A 16,702-nucleotide genomic window follows, 5' to 3' on the forward strand; every position below is an offset into this window, starting at 1 on the left:
CCTCCCCGCTCGAGGGGAGGTGGCGCCCGCGGGTGCCACGGGCGCGGGAATACCGAGGGCGCGTTTAGAGCGCCTCGAAGGCGGCCAGTACGGCGTCGCCCATCTCGGTGGTGGAAACCTGGCGGGTGCCCGGGTAGGCGATATCGGCGGTACGCAGGCCCTGATCCAGCACCTGGCCCACGGCGCTCTCGATGCGGCCGGCCAGGGCGGTCTCACCCAGAGAGTAGCGCAGCATCATGGCCACCGAGAGGATGGTGGCCAGCGGATTGGCGATATTCTGGCCGGCGATATCCGGGGCACTGCCGTGGCAGGGCTCGTACATGCCCTGGCCGCTCTCGTTGAGGGACGCCGAGGGCAGCATGCCGATGGAGCCGGTGAGCATGGCGGCGGCGTCCGAGAGGATATCGCCGAACATGTTGCCGGTGACGATGACGTCGAACTGCTTGGGGGCGCGCACCAGCTGCATGGCGGCGTTATCCACGTACATGTGGGAGAGTTCCACGTCCGGATACTCCGGCGCCAGGCGCTCCATGATCTCGCGCCACAGGATGGTCACCTCCAGCACGTTGGCCTTGTCGACGCTGCACAGTTTCTTGCCGCGCTTCTGGGCCATCTCGAAGGCCAGGCGACCGATACGCTCGATCTCCGACTCCGAGTAGACATAGGTGTTGAAGCCGACCCGCTCGCCGTCGCGCTCCTCGATGCCCCGGGGCTGGCCGAAGTAGATGCCGCCGGTCAGCTCGCGGACGATCAGGATGTCCAGGCCGGAGACCACCTCGGGCTTGAGGGTCGAGGCCTCGGCCAGCTGCGGGTAGAGCAGCGCCGGACGCAGGTTGCCGAACAGCCCCAGGTTCTTGCGCAGGCCCAGCAGCCCCTTCTCGGGACGCTTGGACAGGTCCTCCAGGGCATCCCACTTGGGGCCGCCCACGGCGCCCAGCAGGATGGCGTCGGCGGCCCTGGCCTTGTCGAGAGTCACCGCGGGCAGCGGCTCGCCATGGGCGTCATAGCCGGCGCCCCCCACCAGGCCCTCTTCCAGGGTCACGTCCAGGCCCTTGGCCTGGCAGGCCTCGAGGACCTTGACCGCCTCGCGGGTGATTTCCGGACCGATACCGTCGCCCGGCAGAACGAGAATCTTGCGGCTCATCAGCTGTGTCTTCCCTTGAATCGATGAATAGGCGGCTCAGCCGGCCTGGCGGAACAGCCAGGGGCGGGCGGCGCGATGCTTCTGCTCGAAGGCGTGGATGGCCTCCTCGTCCTGCAGAGTGATGCCGATATCGTCGAGCCCCTCGAGCAGACAGTGCTTGCGGAAGGCGTCCACCGCGAACTCGAGGATCTCGCCGCTCGGCGTGGTGATGCGCTGCTGCTCCAGGTCCACGTCGAGGCGATAGCCCTCGCTGGCCTCCACCTCGCGGAACAGCCGGTCGACGGCCTCCTCCGCCAGGGTGATCAGCAGGATGCCGTTCTTGAAGGCATTGTTATAGAAGATATCGGCGAAGCTCGGCGCGATCACCACCCGGAAGCCGAAGTCGGCCAGGGCCCAGGGGGCGTGCTCCCGGGAACTGCCGCAGCCGAAGTTGCGCCGCGCCAGCAACACGCTGGCGCCCTGGTAGCGCGCCTGGTTGAGCACGAAGTCGGGGTTGAGGGGGCGCGCCGAGCAGTCCTGGCCCGGCTGGCCCTCGTCCAGGTAACGCAGCTCGTCGAAGAGGTTGACGCCGAAGCCGCTGCGCTGGATCGACTTGAGGAACTGCTTGGGGATGATCAGATCGGTGTCCACGTTGGCCCGATCGAGGGGCGCCACCAGCCCCTGCTGACGTTCGAATTTCTGCATGACTCAGGCCTCCTGGGCGGCGCGGTTCGATTCGAGGGTGCGCACATCGACGAAGTGACCGGCGATGGCGGCGGCGGCGGCCATCGCCGGGCTCACCAGGTGGGTGCGCCCGCCGTAGCCCTGGCGACCCTCGAAGTTGCGGTTCGAGGTGGAGGCGCAGTGCTCGCCGGCGCCCAGCTTGTCGGCGTTCATGGCCAGGCACATGGAGCAGCCCGGCTCGCGCCACTCGAAGCCCGCCTCGACGAAGACCTTGTCGAGTCCCTCGGCCTCGGCCTGGCGCTTCACCAGGCCGGAGCCCGGCACCACCATGGCCAACTGGACGGAGTCGGCGACCTTCTTGCCCTTGGCCACCTTGGCCGCCTCGCGCAGGTCCTCGATGCGCGAGTTGGTGCAGGAGCCGATAAACACCTTGTCGAGGCGGATATCGGTGATCTTCTGCCTGGGCGCCAGGCCCATGTACTCCAGGGCGCGCTGGTAGCCGCTCTTCAGGGTGGCATCCGCCTGGGCCTCGGGGTCGGGCACCTCGCCGGAGACGCCGGTGACCATCTCGGGGCTGGTGCCCCAGGTCACCTGAGGCTCGATCTCGGCGGCATCCAGCTCGACCACCTTGTCGAAGCGCGCATCGGCGTCGGAGACCAGGCCGCGCCAGTCGGCCACGGCGGCCTCCCACTGGGCGGCGCTGGGCGCATAGGGGCGATCCTTGAGGTAGTCGATGGTGGTGTCATCGACAGCGATCAGGCCGACCCGGGCGCCCGCCTCGATGGCCATGTTGCAGACCGTCATGCGGCCTTCCATGGAGAGGCCGCGGATGGCGCTGCCGGCGAACTCGATGGCGTAGCCGGTGCCGCCGGCGGTGCCGATCTTGCCAATCACCGCCAGCACGATGTCCTTGGCGGTGACGCCGAGGCCCAGCTCGCCCTCGACCCGCACCAGCATGTTCTTCATCTTCTGGGCCAGCAGGCACTGGGTGGCCAGCACGTGCTCCACCTCGGAGGTGCCGATGCCGTGGGCCAGGGCCGCGAAGGCGCCATGGGTGGCGGTATGGGAGTCACCGCACACCACGGTCATGCCCGGCAGGGTGGCGCCCTGCTCCGGGCCCACCACATGGACGATGCCCTGGCGGGCGTCGTTGATCTTGAACTCCTCGATGCCGAAGGCTTCGCAGTTGTCGTCCAGGGTCTGCACCTGGATCAGCGACACTGGGTCCTGAATACCGGCATTGCCCCGGGCCCGCTCCACCACGGTGGTGGGCACGTTATGGTCCGGAGTGGCCAGGTTGGCGTCCAGGCGCCAGGGCCGGCGGCCCGCCAGGCGCAAGCCCTCGAAGGCCTGGGGCGAGGTCACCTCGTGGAGCAGGTGGCGATCGATATAGATCAGGGCGGTACCGTCGTCACGTTCCTTTACCAGGTGCTGTGACCACAGCTTGTCGTAGAGCGTCTGGCCTGCCATGGGGGTCTCCTCCAGGGGCGGGCTCGCTGCCCGCGCTTCTCTGATGCCTCGAGACTAGGGGGCGCCACCCATAAAATCAATTCATGTTCTTTATCCTTTGGATTCCAACATGGAATACAATGGGGATATAACATCCCCGAAGCTATCGCAGGTGGCACGCTTTCCGCATAGCGGTCCGGGGCTACCCTGGGGACAGGCCATCGCGGGGCGCTGTGAACCCCTCCCTGGGCGCTACTTTTGCCATCCCTGGCAAAAAACCCCCGCTCCGGCCTGTCCCCAGCGCCCCTCGCCATACCAGCCTCGGTAGCCCTGATAACACTCCTTGGAGCCTTGCAATGGACACCCAGAGCCTTCAGGCCTTTCTCGCCGTGGCCGACCACGGCTCCTTCTCCCTGGCCGGCGAGCACCTGCACCTGACCCAGCCGGCGGTGAGCAAGCGCATCGCCGGTCTCGAAGACCAGGTCGGCGCCCGCCTCTTCGACCGCATCGGCCGCCGGGTCAGCCTCACCGAGGCGGGCCGCCTGCTGCTGCCCCGGGCTCGCCAGATCCTGGTGATGGTGGACGACAGCCGCCGCGCCATCGGTAACCTCAGCGGCGACGTGGGCGGCAGCCTGACCATGGCCACCAGCCACCATATCGGCCTGCACCGCCTGCCGCCGATCCTCAAGGCCTATACCCAGGCCCACCCGGAGGTGCGCCTGGACATGCGCTTCCTCGACTCGGAGCAGGCCTATCAGGACGTGCTGGACGGCGAACTGGAACTCGCGGTGGTGACCCTGGCCCCCTCCCCCGCCCCCGATCTCACCGTGGTGCCGGTATGGGTCGACCAACTGCGCTTCGTCTGTGGCCGCGACCACCCCCTGGCCGGCCGGGAACAGTTGCCGCTCTCGGCCCTCTCCACCTTCGATGCGGTGCTGCCGGGGCACCTGACCTTTACCCGCGGCATCGTCGTCGACACCTTTGCCCGGGAGGGGCTCAAGGTGCAGGTGGCGCTCTCCACCAACTATCTGGAGACCCTCAAGATGATGGTGGCCATCGGCCTGGGCTGGAGCGTGCTGCCGGAGAGCCTGATCGACGACGAGATCGAGGTACTGCCCATCGACCACCGCCCCATCCAGCGCCCCCTGGGCTACCTGATGCACAAGAGCCGCACCCTCTCCAACGCCGCCCGCTCCATGCTGGCGATGCTGGAAGCGGCGCGCAGCCCCGAGGCCAGGCACTGGGGCTAGCTCAGCCTCTCGGCGGGTTGGGGATGGGCCCGCAGCAGCCAGGAGGCGGCGACCACGCCCGCCAGGCCGAACAGGGCGCCGGGCATGGCGCCCAGGGCCAGGCTCAGCAGGATCCCGCCCAGCAGGGCCGCGCCCCCGGCGAGGATCACCGGCGTGGCGCCGGCCTGGACCAGGCCGCGCTTGCGCCGCACCTCGAAGCTCACCACCGCCACCATCACCGGAGCCACCGTCAGGGCACACAGCAGCAGCCACCAGAGCCGCCCCAGCCAGAAACCGGCCTCCCCGGGCACCCCGGCATCGATGGGCAGTCCCAGACGTTCCCCCACCCAGGCCGCCGGCAACTCGGCGAGCTTGTGCCACAGATAGAGCGGCATGCCCAGGGCGCCGAGGAGGGTGACCAGGCGATCGATGGGACGCCGGGCCAGCAGGCGCCGCGCCGGCGACTCGAAGAGCAGCACCGCACCCACCTGGAGCCACATCACCCCCACCAGGGCCAGGGTCGGCGGCAGCAGGTTGCTGGGGGCGCCGACGCGACCATCGACCATGGCCAGGGGGTAGCCACTGGCCACGGCGGCGGCCAGCCACCCCAGGCCGAGCAGCAGCAGGCCGATCCCCACACCGGCCCCCGCAAAGCGCCCGCGCCGCCAGGCGATGCCCAACTGCTGGGGCAACAGCCACACCGCCGCCACATTGATCCAGCCGATACCGCCGGCGCTGGCGGTGACCCGCTCGCCCAGAGTCAGGAGCTGTCCGGGGGCGGTGATCCCGGCGCGCAGCAGGTCAACGCCGGCGGCGATCACCACCAGGGCCACCACCGCTTTGAGCCCCCAGCGGTTATCGACCCAGACGCCCAGCGGCAGCAGCGCCTGCACCCCCAGCAGCATCATCAGAAACCACAGGTGAATGGTCAGGGAGTGATTGAGCAGGCCCAGGAAGCGTCCGCCGGTCACGAGGGCCAGCAGCGACAGCGCCGCCAACACCGCCAGGTAGGTGACGGTGGGCCGCGCCAGCCCCAGGGCGCGCCCCGCCCACCAGTGGAGCTGTCGATCGCCCTGACTCAGCCGCCGCTGGGCCCCCTCGGCGCTGACCGCCGCCGACACGAAAACGAACAGCGGCACCACCTGCAACACCCAGGTCAGCGCCCCGGCGCCGGCCCAGACCACCAGCAGGTGGTCGGTGGCCACCATCAGCCCCTCCTCGAGGCGCGGTAGGGTCGCCAACCAGTGGCCGAAGACCACCACCAGCAAGGCGCCGGCGCGCAGGGCATCGGGATAGCGATCCCGCGGAGAGGCGGCGTCGCTGGGGGCTCGCGATGACGACGACATAACTCGCTCCTTCGAGGTCGGACAGGCGCCTGCCCAGCAGAGGCGGCGACAGACAGTAATCGAACAGCGTTTTAAAATACTTTCTCCCTTGCTCCCCGGCGAGTCAAGCCGGCGCTTGCCGCCTCAGAGGGACTTCCCTAGGATGCTAACCTTTGCGACGACCTTCCCGTCGTCCTGATGTTCTTGTGCAAGAGAGGCCCCGTGTCCCGACCGGTTCCCGCCCCCCAGGGCACCCCGCCCCGTCCCACGCCGCGCCGGGTCATCGCCGGCCTGCTGCTGCTGCTGGGCCTGATCGCCCAGATCCTCTACCTGACGCCTGTAGCACTGCCCGCCAGCTGGATCAGCTATCTGTTCTGGGCGGCGACGGCATTGCTGTGGCGGGATATTCCCCGGCGCACCCGCCTCCAGGCCGGCGCCCTGGCCCTGCTGGGGGGCGGCTTCCTGCTACTCAGCCAGCTACGCCACGGGGCGGCCATCGACTGGGCCCGCAGCCTGGAGGGCAATGTCTATGTGGTGGCCATGCTGGTGGGGGTGAGCTTCCTCGGCCTGCTCGGCACCCGACCGCCGGCAGCCCCCAGGCGGCTGGTCACCGGCCGGCGCGGTATCGCCCATACCTGGCTCAGCGTGCATCTGCTCGGCGCCATCCTCAACCTCTCCACGGTCTTTATGGTCGGGGATCGTCTGCGCGCCCGGGGCGAACTCACCACGCCGCAGCTGCTGACCCTCAACCGCGGCCTCTCCAGTGCCGCCCTCTGGTCGCCCTTCTTCGCCTCCATGGGGGTGGCGCTCACCGTGGCCCCCGGCATGAGCTACGGCTGGATCCTCGCCTTCGGGCTGCCCCTGGCGCTCTTCTCCGGCGCCTTGACCTGCCTGGAGCTGGGGCGGCGCTTCGACCTCTCCCGGACACCGGGCCACGCCCTCACCCCCACCAATCTGCTGATGCCCAGCGCCATGGCGGCGCTGGTGCTGCTCTTCCACTACGCCCTGACCCCGGGGCTCTCCATCGTCAGCCTGATCACCTTCCTGCTGCCGACGGTGGCCCTGGCCAGCAACCTGCCCAAGGGGCCACGCTGGACCGCCCGGCGCGTCCTGGATCATGCCCGCCAGCGGCTACCGGCGATGCGTGGCGAGATTTCGCTGTTCCTGTGTGCCGGCCTCTTCACCCAGGGGCTCTCCACCTGGGTGAGTGCCGCCAGCGGCGGTGACTGGGTGCTCTTCGCGCACTTCGGCGCCGGGGAGGCGGCGCTCAGCTACCTGGCCATCATCGCCAGCGCCATCGCCGGGCTGCACCCCATCATCGGGGTCTCGACCCTGGCCTCGCTGCTCGACCTGGAGGGCAGCCGCCTGACCCTGCTGGGCTTCGTGGCCCTGGCGGCCTGGGGGGTGGGAACCGCCGTGGGGCCCCTGTCGGGGATCAACCTCTCGCTGCAGGGGCGCTACGGCACCAGTGGTTACGCCACCATGCGCCATAACTTGACCTACGCCGCGGTGATGTCGCTATTGGTGGTGGCGGTGATCCTGGCGCTGGATCGGCTGCTCGCCCCCTGACCTGGCGCCATAACCGGGGCCATGCGGCGGTGATGTCGCTATTGGTGGTGGCAGTAATCGTGGTGCTGGATCGCCTGCTTTAGCCGCTCCCCCCTATGCCTCGGGGGCCCGGGAGAAGTAGCGGTGCCCGCACTGGTGACAGGGCTCCAGGCGGGTCACGCTCTCGAGGTCCACGGTGGCGCCGCAGTGCACGCAGGCCATGCGCCCGGGGGCGGCGATCTCGCCCTCGCAGTAGTCGGCCCGGGCCGCCTCGAGATCGTCGGTCAGTTGCTCGCGCTCGATCACCGAGCGGTCGGCGATGGAGAAGAGCGCATCGGTGACCTTGCGCGACAGCACCGAGAGGTCGATGCCCAGCCAGCTGGCCACGCCATGCCCCCCCGCCGCCAGGTAGCGGCGCATCTCGCGCAGGTCGCGCTCCACCCAGGCCCGCAGCAGGGAGAGTTCGTCCTTGGTGAACTCCTTGAGCTCCGCCTCGAACTCCACCGCCTCGTCCAGCTCCTGCTGCAGGGCCTCCCAGGAGAGCTCGTCGGCGCCATGCTGAAGACGCCCCAGCATGCGCTCATAGCCTTCCCGCAGCCGATGTTCCCGCTCTTTGTGCTCGCTCATGGTGCGCTCCTTGGTTCCACCGGCCTGGCCCCGGGCCAGGCCCTTACCTGACAGGACCTTACTAAGGTATGCTTGTGCCCCATTCGATGGTGCCAAGCCGCCGTTTCGCCAGTTGTAGCACAGTCTAGGCTGCGGCGGCGCCTGGAACTCGCCAACGCTTACGCCATCCCCCTCCACAAGGTGACAGACCGAACCGATGGACGCACAGTACAACCCCCATGAGATCGAACGCGATGCCCAGCAGTTCTGGGTGAAGAACGAGTGCTTCAAGGCCGTCGAAGACGCCAATCGCGAGAAGTTCTACTGCTTGTCGATGTTCCCCTACCCCAGCGGCAAGCTACACATGGGTCATGTGCGCAACTACACCATCGGCGACGTGGTCTCCCGCTACCAGCGCATGCAGGGCAAGAACGTCCTGCAGCCCATGGGCTGGGACGCCTTCGGCATGCCGGCGGAGAACGCCGCCATCAAGAACCAGGTGCCGCCGGCCAAGTGGACCTACGAGAACATCGACTACATGCGCAACCAGCTCCAGGCCCTGGGCTTCGCCTATGACTGGAGCCGCGAGTTCGCCACCTGCGACGCGGACTACTACCGCTGGGAGCAGTGGTTCTTCACCAAGCTGGTGGAGAAGGGGCTGGTCTACAAGAAGATGTCCACCGTCAACTGGGACCCGGTGGATCAGACCGTGCTGGCCAACGAGCAGGTAATCGAGGGGCGCGGCTGGCGCTCCGGCGCCCTGGTGGAGCGCAAGGAGATCCCGCTGTGGTTCCTCAAGATCACCGACTATGCCGAGGAGCTGCTGGCCGACCTGGACCAGGTGGAGTGGCCCGAGCAGGTCAAGACCATGCAGCGCAACTGGATCGGCAAGTCCCGCGGCGTCGAGCTGAGCTTTGAGATCAAACCCGCTGAGGGCTCCGACATCAAGGCCGCCGATGGCACCCCCGCCGAGCTGCTGTCGGTCTATACCACCCGCCCCGATACCCTGATGGGCGTCACCTATGTAGCGGTGGCCGCGGCTCATCCGCTGGCCCGTGCCGCCGCCGAAGGCAACGCCGAGCTTGCCGCCTTCTGCGAGGAGTGCGCCCGGGGCGGCACTTCCGAGGCGGAGCTGGCCACCAAGGAGAAGAAAGGCATGGCCACCGGCCAGGTGGCGGTGCACCCGCTGACCGGCCGCGAGGTCCCCGTCTACGTGGCCAACTTCGTGCTGATGGAGTTCGGCACCGGCGCGGTGATGGCGGTGCCCGGCCATGACCAGCGTGACTGGGAGTTCGCCACCAAGTACGGCCTGCCCATCGAGGCGGTGATCAGTGACGAAAACGGCCAGGCCCCGGATCTCTCCGAGGGCGCCTACGTCGAGTACGGCCGGCTGATCCACTCCGGCGAGTTCGACGGCCTCGACTTCGAGGCGGCCTTCGATGCCATCGCCGCCAAACTCGCCGAGAAGGGCGTCGGCGAGGTCAAGACCAACTTCCGCCTGCGTGACTGGGGCGTGGCCCGCCAGCGCTACTGGGGCGCGCCGATTCCGGTCAAGTACGGCCCCGAGGGCCAGACCGTGCCGCTCTCCGACGAGGAGCTGCCGGTGGCTCTGCCCCAGGAAGTCACCGTGGATGCCTCCGGCTCGCCGCTAAAGAAGATGCCGGAGTTCTCCGACCTGGGCGATGGCTGGGTCCGCGAGACCGACACCTTCGACACCTTTATGGAGTCCTCCTGGTACTACGCGCGCTTCTGCTGCGCCGACAACCCGGACGCCATGCTCGACGAGCGCGCCAACTACTGGCTGCCGGTGGACCTCTATATCGGCGGCATCGAGCACGCCATCCTGCACCTGCTCTACGCGCGCTTCTTCCACAAGCTGATGCGCGACTTCGGCCTGGTCGACTCCGACGAGCCCTTCCAGCGCCTGCTGACCCAGGGCATGGTGATCGCCGAGACCTTCTACCGGGAGGAAGCCAACGGCGCCAAGACTTGGTTCAACCCCGCCGACGTGGAGGTCAAGCGCGACGACAAGGGCCGCCCGGTGAGCGCGGTGCTGATCGATGACGGCCAACCGGTGCAGATGGGTGGCATCGAGAAGATGTCCAAGTCGAAGAACAACGGCGTCGATCCCCAGTCGATGATCGAGCGCTTCGGCGCCGATACCGTGCGCCTGTTCATGATGTTCGCCGCGCCGCCGGAGCAGTCCCTCGAGTGGTCCGACTCCGGCGTCGAGGGCGCCAACCGCTTCCTCAAGCGCCTGTGGCGCCTGGCCAGCGAGCACCTGGCCGCCGGCGAGCCGGCGCCGCTGGACACCGCCGCCCTCGATGATGCTCAGCGCGACCTGCGCCGCAAGACCCACGAGACCATCAAGAAGGCCAGCGACGACATCGGTCGCCGCACCACCTTCAATACCGCCATCGCCGCGGTGATGGAGCTCACCAACACCCTGGGCAAGTTCGACGACACCTCGCCCCAGGGCCTGGCCGTGGCCCGGGAAGCGGTGGAGGCCTGCGTGCTGTTGCTGGCTCCCATTACCCCGCATATCGGCCATGCCCTCTGGGCCGAGCTGGGCCACGAGGGGCCGGCCATCGACGCCGCCTGGCCGCGCCTCGACGAGTCCGCCCTGGCCCGCGACAGCATCGAGCTGGTGGTGCAGGTCAACGGCAAGCTGCGGGCGCGCATCCAGGTCGCCCCGGATGCCGACAAGCAGACCGTGGAGGCCGAGGCCCTGGGCGCCGAGAACGTCCAGCGTCACCTGGAGGGCAAGACGGTCCGCAAGGTGATCGTGGTACCCGGCAAGCTGGTCAATATCGTGGTGGGCTAGGCCCCACCCCTCCCATGGGCCAAGGAGAGCCAAGATGCAACGGCGTCACTTTCTGCGCCTGACCCTGGCCGGCATCGCCGGCCTCGGCCTGGGCGGCTGCGGTTTCCAACTGCGCGGCTTCGATGCCGCCAGCGGCCTCGAGTCCCTGCACCTGGCCGCCGCCAATGACGACCTGGCCCAGGCGGTGCGCGAGCGCCTGACCCGCGGCGGCACCCGCCTGGACGAGGCGGCGCCGCTGCGCCTCAACCTGGGCGCCGAGCGAATCCGCGAACGTCCCCTGGGGCTGGTGGAGAGCGGTAACCGCGAGATCGAGCTGATCCTCGAGGCGCCCTTCTCGGTGCAGCGGGTCGAGGACGGCGCCTACCTGCTGCCCCAGGAGACCCTCAGCGTCAGCCAACGGCTGCATATCAACGAGGCCAACCTGCTGGCCGCGGACGATCAGCGCCGCGAGGCCGAGGCCAACCTGCGCCGCGAGGCCGCCTCGCGGCTGCTCGATCGCCTGCGCCCCCTGAACGAGCGGTGAGATGCGAGCGATAGAATGAAGGTCTTTCCCGACAAGCTCCCCGAGGCGCTGGTCAAGGCGCTGCCGCCGGTGGTGATCGTGGCCGGCGAGGAGCCCCTGCTGCACCAGGAAGCCTGCGACGCCGTGCGCGCCGCCGCCCGCGCCCGGGGCGTGGAGGAGCGGGAGGTGCTGCATGTGGAGAATGGCTTCCAGTGGAGCCAACTGCTGGAGGCCAGCGCCAGCCTGTCGTTGTTCGCCTCCTCCAAGCTGATCGAGCTGCGCCTGGGCGGTGCCAAACTGGGCCAGGAGGGCTCCAAGGCGCTCAAGGCCTATGCCGAGGGGCTGGAGGGCAGCGACAATATCCTCCTGCTGAGCATGGGCAAGCTCGACTTCCGCGAGCAGAAGAGCGCCTGGTTCAAGGCTCTCGACAAGCTCGGCCTGTTCGTCCCGGTGTGGCCGGTGGATCACCAGCGCCTGGGCTTCTGGCTGCGCGACCGGGCCGCCCGCCATGGCCTGAGCCTGGACATGGAGGCGGCGCGGCTGCTCGGCGAGCGCACCGAGGGCAACCTGCTGGCCGCCGACCAGGAGCTGCAGAAGCTGGCCCTGCTGATGCCCCCCGGGGCCCGCCTCGACGCCGCGGCCATCGCAGGCGGCGTCGAGGAGAGCGCCCGCTACGATATCTTCACCCTGAGTGACGCCTGCCTGCGCGGCGAGCGCGAGCGCGCCTCGCGGATCCTCGCCGGGCTGCGCGGCGAGGGGGTGGAGGCGACCCTGGTGCTCTGGGTGCTGACCCGGGAGCTGCGCACCCTGCTCTCCCTCTACCAGCACCTCGACCAGGGGCAGAGCTTCGAACACGCCTGCAAGGCCCAGAAGCCGCCGATCTTCGACAAGCGTCGCCCCGCCTACCAGCAGGCCTTGAACCGCCTGCCCACCAAGCGCCTGCACAAGCTGCTGCTCTTCGCCCAGCGCCTCGACCTGGCCATCAAGGGCGCCAGCCCGGTGCCGCTGTGGGACGGCCTCCACGACCTGGCGCTGACCCTGGCCGGGGGCCGCGGCCCCTTGGCCGAGTCCCCCTATGCCTACAAGGTGGGCTGACCCCCAACTTTTCGTAAAAAACCTAGGCCCTGGCCTGATCCAGGCTGTCCTTGTAGATACGCCCGCCCTTGATGATCAGGCGCAGATGGGTCTTGGCCGGAGAGCGCGGCCCCCTGGCCGAGCCCCCTACGCCGACAAGGTGGGCTGACCCCCAACTTTTCGTAAAAAACCTAGGCCCTGGCCTGGTCCAGGCTGTCCTTGTAGATACGCCCGCCCTTGATGATCAGGCGCAGATGGGTCTTGGCCGGAGAGCGCGGCCCCCTGGCCGAGTCCCCTACGCCGACAAGGTGGGCTGACTCCCCGCTTTTCGAAAAAACCTAGGCCCTGGCCTGATCCAGGCTGTCCTTATAGATGCGCCCGCCCTTGATGATCAGGCGCAGATGGGGCTCCGGGTCGGCCAGGAAGTCGAGGCTCTGGCTCGGGTCGCCGTCCACCACCAGCAGGTCCGCCAGGGCCCCCTCCTCGAGCCGCCCCAGGCGGCCCGGGTAAGGGTTGCGCGGCCCGGAGAGTCCCAGCAGCTCGCCGTTGTTACCGGTGGCCATGGCCAGCACCGTCAGGGGGTCGTAGAAGCGGGTCAGCTTGGCCAACTGGCGCCCCTGGCTGGGCGTGTTCTGGGGACTGAAGAGGATATCGGTGCCCCAGGCGGTCTTGACCCCGAAGCGCTCGGCCAGGGCATAGGCCCGTTCGGTGCCCTCGGAGACCCGACGCTGACTCTCCCGGCGCGCCTCGTCCGGATAGACATTGGCGTCCTCGTCCATCAGGAAGGGCTGCAGGCTCCACCAGACCCCCTCCCCCGCCATCATCCGCACGCTCTCCTCGTCGGCGAGCTGACCATGCTCGATACAGCGCACCCCGGCGCGAATCGCCCGCTGAATGCCCCGCGGCGTATAGACATGGGTCATCACATAGGTGCCCCAGTCCTCGGCGGCCGCCACCGCCGCCCGCAGCTCTTCCTCCCGGTACTGGGTGCTGTCCAGCGGATCATAGGTGGAGGCGACCCCGCCCCCGGCCATCAGCTTGATCTGGGAGGCGCCCAGCATCAGCTGCTCCCGGGTGCGCCGCAGCACCTCGGCCTCCCCATCGGCGATAGTCGCCACCCCCTGGCGTTCGATCTCGTTGAGCGACGTGGTGCTTCCCCGGGGCACCTCGTGGCGCATGCGAAAGTCGCCATGCCCGGAGGTCTGGGAAATCATCGCCCCGGAGGGGAAGATCCGCGGCCCCGCCACCAGCCCCTCGTCGATGGCCCGCTTCAGGGCGAAGGCCGGCCCGCCCGCGTCGCGCACCGTGGTCACCCCCCGCAACAGGGTGCGCTCCGCCTCTCTGGCCGCCACCAGATGGATATAGCCCACGTCGGCGGTCATGGCGGCGGCCTGGGTGATCGCCGCCAGGGTGCTGTGCCAGTGGGCATCGATCAGCCCCGGCATCACCACCCGGCCACCGCAATCGATGCGTTCCCCCTCCATCTCGAGCCGGGTCCCCTCCTCCGCCGAGAGAATGGCGGCGATACGCCCCTCCTCGATACGCAGGGCCACGCCCTCCCGGGGCGGCGTGCCGCTGCCGTCGAAGAGGCGCAGTCCGGTCAACAGCAGCGGCCCCCGGGGTTGGCGGGAGGGTTCGGCCACCAGGCGCGGCGCCCTCAGGCCGGCGAAGAGCGCCAGCATGGCGGCAGACCCGCCCAGGAAGTGGCGACGGGAGAGATCCGCCATGATCCGCCGATGAAACTGCTGCAACAGCGGCGATCCACAGCAGCAGGGGCCATGACCGTGGAGGTGGTGATGACAAGCTGGGGCAACCATCGATAAGTTCCTTTTATCAGGCATGACTTATCCAGTGTAGGCCAGCCCGACTCGCCGGCAAATGCTGGAGATGCCCGATCCCCGCAAGCCAGGTAGACTAGCTGTATAGACATTCGCTTGTGGCGCAAGGACACCGACCCCATGGGTAGCTCCCCCCCGCTCTACCTGCAGATTCAGCAGCACCTGCTGGAGAAGATTCACGGCGGCGACTGGCCGGCCCACCACCAGATCCCCCCGGAGGAGCAGTTGGCCCGGGACTTCGGCGTCAGCCGCATGACCGCCAACAAGGCGATCCGCGACCTGGTGCAGAAGGGCTACCTGACCCGCCAGCCGGGACTCGGCACCTTCGTCACCGATCGCAAGGCGGAGTCGCCACTACTCGACGTGCACAATATCGCCGAGGAAGTGCGCGGCCGGGGCCACGCCTACCGCAACGAGGTGCTGACCCGGGAGGCCATCGAGGCGGACGACGAGGTGGCCCTGCGCCTGGGCATGCGCCTGGGCAGCCGGGTCTTCCATACCCTGCTGGTGCACTACGAGGACGAGATCCCCATCCAACTGGAAAATCGCTACGTCAATCCGCGCTGGGTCCCCGACTACCTGGCCAGCGACTTCAGCCACCAGACCCCCAACGAGGTGCTGGTGGCGGCCTGCCCCATCACCGATATCGAGCATATCGTCGAGGCGGTGCTGGTGGATGCCCAAACCGCCGACTGGCTGGCCATCGATACCGCCACCCCCTGTTTGAGCATGGTGCGCCGCACCTGGTCCGGCGAACAGCTGATCAGCTATGCGCGGCTGATTCATCCCGGCGACCGCTACAAGCTGCGCTCCACGGTCAGTAGCCGTCGCGATTAGGCGGGCGCTGGAAACGCAAACGCCTCCCGGGCAAGACCCGGGAGGCGTTTTTCGTTGCGCTGCCAGCGCGGGCGCTACACGCCAACCAGCGCCTGCACCAGGTAGCCGGTGGGGATCGCCAGGGTCAGGCTCAGCGCCACGCGGATAAACCAGATCACCAGCATGCGCCCCACCGAGAGCGGGATGCTGGTGGAGAGGATGCAGGGAATCGAGGCGGAGAAGAACAGCACCGCCGATACCGAGACCACCCCGGCGGCGAAGCGCGCCACGAACTCCGCCTCCGCCATCAACAGCGCCGGCAGGAACATCTCGGCCAGCCCCGAGGCGGCCGCCTGGGCCAGGGCCGGCGCATCGGCCAGTCCCCAGACCGCCACGAAGGGATAGAAGAGCCAGCCCAGCCAGGCGAACAGCGGGGTGTACTTGGCCACCAGCAGGCCGGCCAGGCCCACCGACATGATCGACGGCAGGATGCTGATGGCCATCACCAGCCCCTCCTTGAAGTTCAGCGCCACGCTGCGATGCAGGCTCGGGGCCTGCTCGGCCACCGCCAGGCCGGTCCACCAGGCGGTGGACAGGCGCTTGCCGGGCACGGACTCCGGCTCGCCATCGCGCTTGTCGTCGCTCATGCCGGCGAGCGGCGGCAGGCGCACGGTGATGGCGGTGACGACGAAGGTGATCAGCAGCGTCAGCCAGAAGTAGAGGTTCCAGACGCTCATCAGGTCCAAGGTGCGGGCGACGATGATCATAAAGGTGGCCGAGACGGTGGAGAAGCCGGTGGCGATGATCGCCGCCTCCCGGGCCGAGTACTGCCCCGCCTGATAGACCCGGTTGGTGATCAGCAGGCCGATGGAGTAGCTGCCCACGAAGGAGGCCACCGCATCGATGGCGCTGCGCCCCGGGGTGCGCCAGATGGGGCGCATCACCGGCTGCACCAGCACCCCGATCAGCTCCAGCAGGCCATAGCTGATCAGCAGCGCCAGGAAGATGGCGCCGATGGGCACGATCAGCCCCACCGGGATCACCAGCTTGTCGAACAAAAAGGGCAGCATGTCCGGCTCGTGCAGGAAGGCCGGCCCCCAGCCGGTCAGCGCCATCAGCGCCGCGGCCACCCCGGCGATCTTCAGCACGGTAAAGATGCGCTCGGTGAGGTTGCGCCGCCAGTAGCCCTTGATCAGCGGGTAGGCGGCCCCGGCCACGATCAGCGCCAGGGCATAGAAGCCGCTGGCCTCCCCGAGCAGGCCGCGGGCTCCGCCGACCATATGATCGAGGAGGATGGTGCTGCGCCCACCGAGCTCGATGGGCACGAAGAAGATCAGGATGCCCAGCAGGCTGGGCACGAAGAGCTTGAGGATGGTAGCGACGGAGCCTCGCCGCGCCGGAGATGCCTTGGAGGGAGAAGTGTCCACGGATGATGCCTCACTTGTGATTGTCGGCCGAGTTCTGGGTAGAGAGCCTCGGGGCAGGGAAAGGCGTCCTCGCCATGTATATACAATACAATAGACAAACCGGGACCGGCACGCCTACCGAAAGCCCTTAGACTTTGGTCTTAAGCGATCCCATGGCGGCGCCTTTGCCTTACGGTAGAAAATCTATATTCCATTGATAATAAAAAGATAAATGGCAAGAAAGGCGAAAATGGATCCGCGTCAGGCGCGGCCCCGCC

At 68.2% G+C, this 16,702-nt stretch carries 13 protein-coding genes; 6 read left to right on the forward strand and 7 right to left on the reverse strand.

The window, feature by feature from the left end; genetic code table 11:
- Nucleotides 1-64: 64 nt before the first annotated feature.
- Genes leuB through leuC form a run of 3 tightly spaced genes read right to left on the reverse strand, consistent with a single transcriptional unit; the run spans nt 65 to nt 3,277 of the window.
- Nucleotides 65-1,144 carry a 3-isopropylmalate dehydrogenase gene (gene leuB / locus ACZ5EF_RS11765; RefSeq protein ID WP_346062141.1) on the reverse strand — a complete coding sequence of 360 codons (1,080 nt, stop codon included), beginning with the start codon at nt 1,142-1,144 and terminating at the stop codon, nt 65-67.
- Nucleotides 1,145-1,180: 36 nt separating this feature from the next.
- A complete protein-coding gene (gene leuD, locus ACZ5EF_RS11770; protein ID WP_346062140.1) occupies nt 1,181-1,828 on the reverse strand; it encodes a 3-isopropylmalate dehydratase small subunit in 648 nt (215 codons plus the stop codon).
- Between the two features lie 3 nt (nt 1,829-1,831).
- Complete coding sequence (gene leuC, locus ACZ5EF_RS11775; RefSeq protein WP_346062139.1) at nt 1,832-3,277, reverse strand: 3-isopropylmalate dehydratase large subunit; 1,446 nt, start codon at nt 3,275-3,277, stop codon at nt 1,832-1,834.
- A 335-nt stretch (nt 3,278-3,612) separates the two neighbouring features.
- Between leuC and ACZ5EF_RS11780 the strand changes: the two genes are divergently transcribed.
- Complete coding sequence (locus tag ACZ5EF_RS11780) at nt 3,613-4,506, forward strand: LysR family transcriptional regulator (RefSeq protein WP_346062138.1); 894 nt, start codon at nt 3,613-3,615, stop codon at nt 4,504-4,506.
- Here the strand turns inward: ACZ5EF_RS11780 and ACZ5EF_RS11785 are convergent.
- A complete protein-coding gene (locus ACZ5EF_RS11785; protein WP_346062137.1) occupies nt 4,503-5,831 on the reverse strand; it encodes an acyltransferase family protein in 1,329 nt (442 codons plus the stop codon). The two genes, ACZ5EF_RS11780 and ACZ5EF_RS11785, sit on opposite strands and share 4 nt — an antisense overlap.
- A gap of 201 nt (nt 5,832-6,032) precedes the next feature.
- Between ACZ5EF_RS11785 and ACZ5EF_RS11790 the strand changes: the two genes are divergently transcribed.
- Nucleotides 6,033-7,379, forward strand: a complete 1,347-nt coding sequence (locus ACZ5EF_RS11790; protein ID WP_346062136.1) for a hypothetical protein — start codon at nt 6,033-6,035, stop codon at nt 7,377-7,379.
- A 93-nt stretch (nt 7,380-7,472) separates the two neighbouring features.
- Here ACZ5EF_RS11790 and ACZ5EF_RS11795 read toward each other — a convergent pair whose 3' ends face one another.
- Nucleotides 7,473-7,985 carry a zinc ribbon-containing protein gene (locus ACZ5EF_RS11795; RefSeq protein WP_346062135.1) on the reverse strand — a complete coding sequence of 171 codons (513 nt, stop codon included), beginning with the start codon at nt 7,983-7,985 and terminating at the stop codon, nt 7,473-7,475.
- Nucleotides 7,986-8,181: 196 nt separating this feature from the next.
- Here ACZ5EF_RS11795 and leuS point away from each other — a divergent pair, with 196 nt between their 5' ends.
- From leuS to holA, 3 genes are read left to right on the forward strand one after another with little or no spacing between them, the layout of a single operon-like run.
- Nucleotides 8,182-10,788 (forward strand): leucine--tRNA ligase, encoded by a 2,607-nt coding sequence (gene leuS / locus ACZ5EF_RS11800; protein WP_346062134.1) that lies wholly within the window; start codon nt 8,182-8,184, stop codon nt 10,786-10,788.
- Nucleotides 10,789-10,822: 34 nt separating this feature from the next.
- Nucleotides 10,823-11,311, forward strand: coding sequence for an LPS-assembly lipoprotein LptE (locus tag ACZ5EF_RS11805; RefSeq protein WP_346062133.1), 489 nt, complete (start codon nt 10,823-10,825; stop codon nt 11,309-11,311).
- Nucleotides 11,312-11,326: 15 nt separating this feature from the next.
- Nucleotides 11,327-12,385: a DNA polymerase III subunit delta gene (holA, locus tag ACZ5EF_RS11810; RefSeq protein WP_346062132.1), complete on the forward strand. Its 1,059-nt coding sequence runs from the start codon at nt 11,327-11,329 to the stop codon at nt 12,383-12,385.
- 317 nt (nt 12,386-12,702) lie between these two features.
- Here the strand turns inward: holA and ACZ5EF_RS11815 are convergent, their stop codons facing one another.
- On the reverse strand, nt 12,703-14,181 hold the full coding sequence (locus ACZ5EF_RS11815) for a metal-dependent hydrolase family protein (RefSeq protein WP_346062131.1): 1,479 nt from the start codon (nt 14,179-14,181) through the stop codon (nt 12,703-12,705).
- A 141-nt stretch (nt 14,182-14,322) separates the two neighbouring features.
- Here ACZ5EF_RS11815 and hutC point away from each other — a divergent pair, with 141 nt between their 5' ends.
- Nucleotides 14,323-15,039 (forward strand): histidine utilization repressor, encoded by a 717-nt coding sequence (gene hutC / locus ACZ5EF_RS11820; RefSeq protein WP_346062130.1) that lies wholly within the window; start codon nt 14,323-14,325, stop codon nt 15,037-15,039.
- Between the two features lie 74 nt (nt 15,040-15,113).
- On the opposite strand, the gene ACZ5EF_RS11825 is transcribed toward hutC, so the two are convergent.
- Nucleotides 15,114-16,445 carry a YjiH family protein gene (locus tag ACZ5EF_RS11825; protein WP_346062129.1) on the reverse strand — a complete coding sequence of 444 codons (1,332 nt, stop codon included), beginning with the start codon at nt 16,443-16,445 and terminating at the stop codon, nt 15,114-15,116.
- Nucleotides 16,446-16,702: the final 257 nt, after the last annotated feature.

The sequence above is a fragment of the Bisbaumannia salifodinae genome (genome assembly GCF_055388505.1).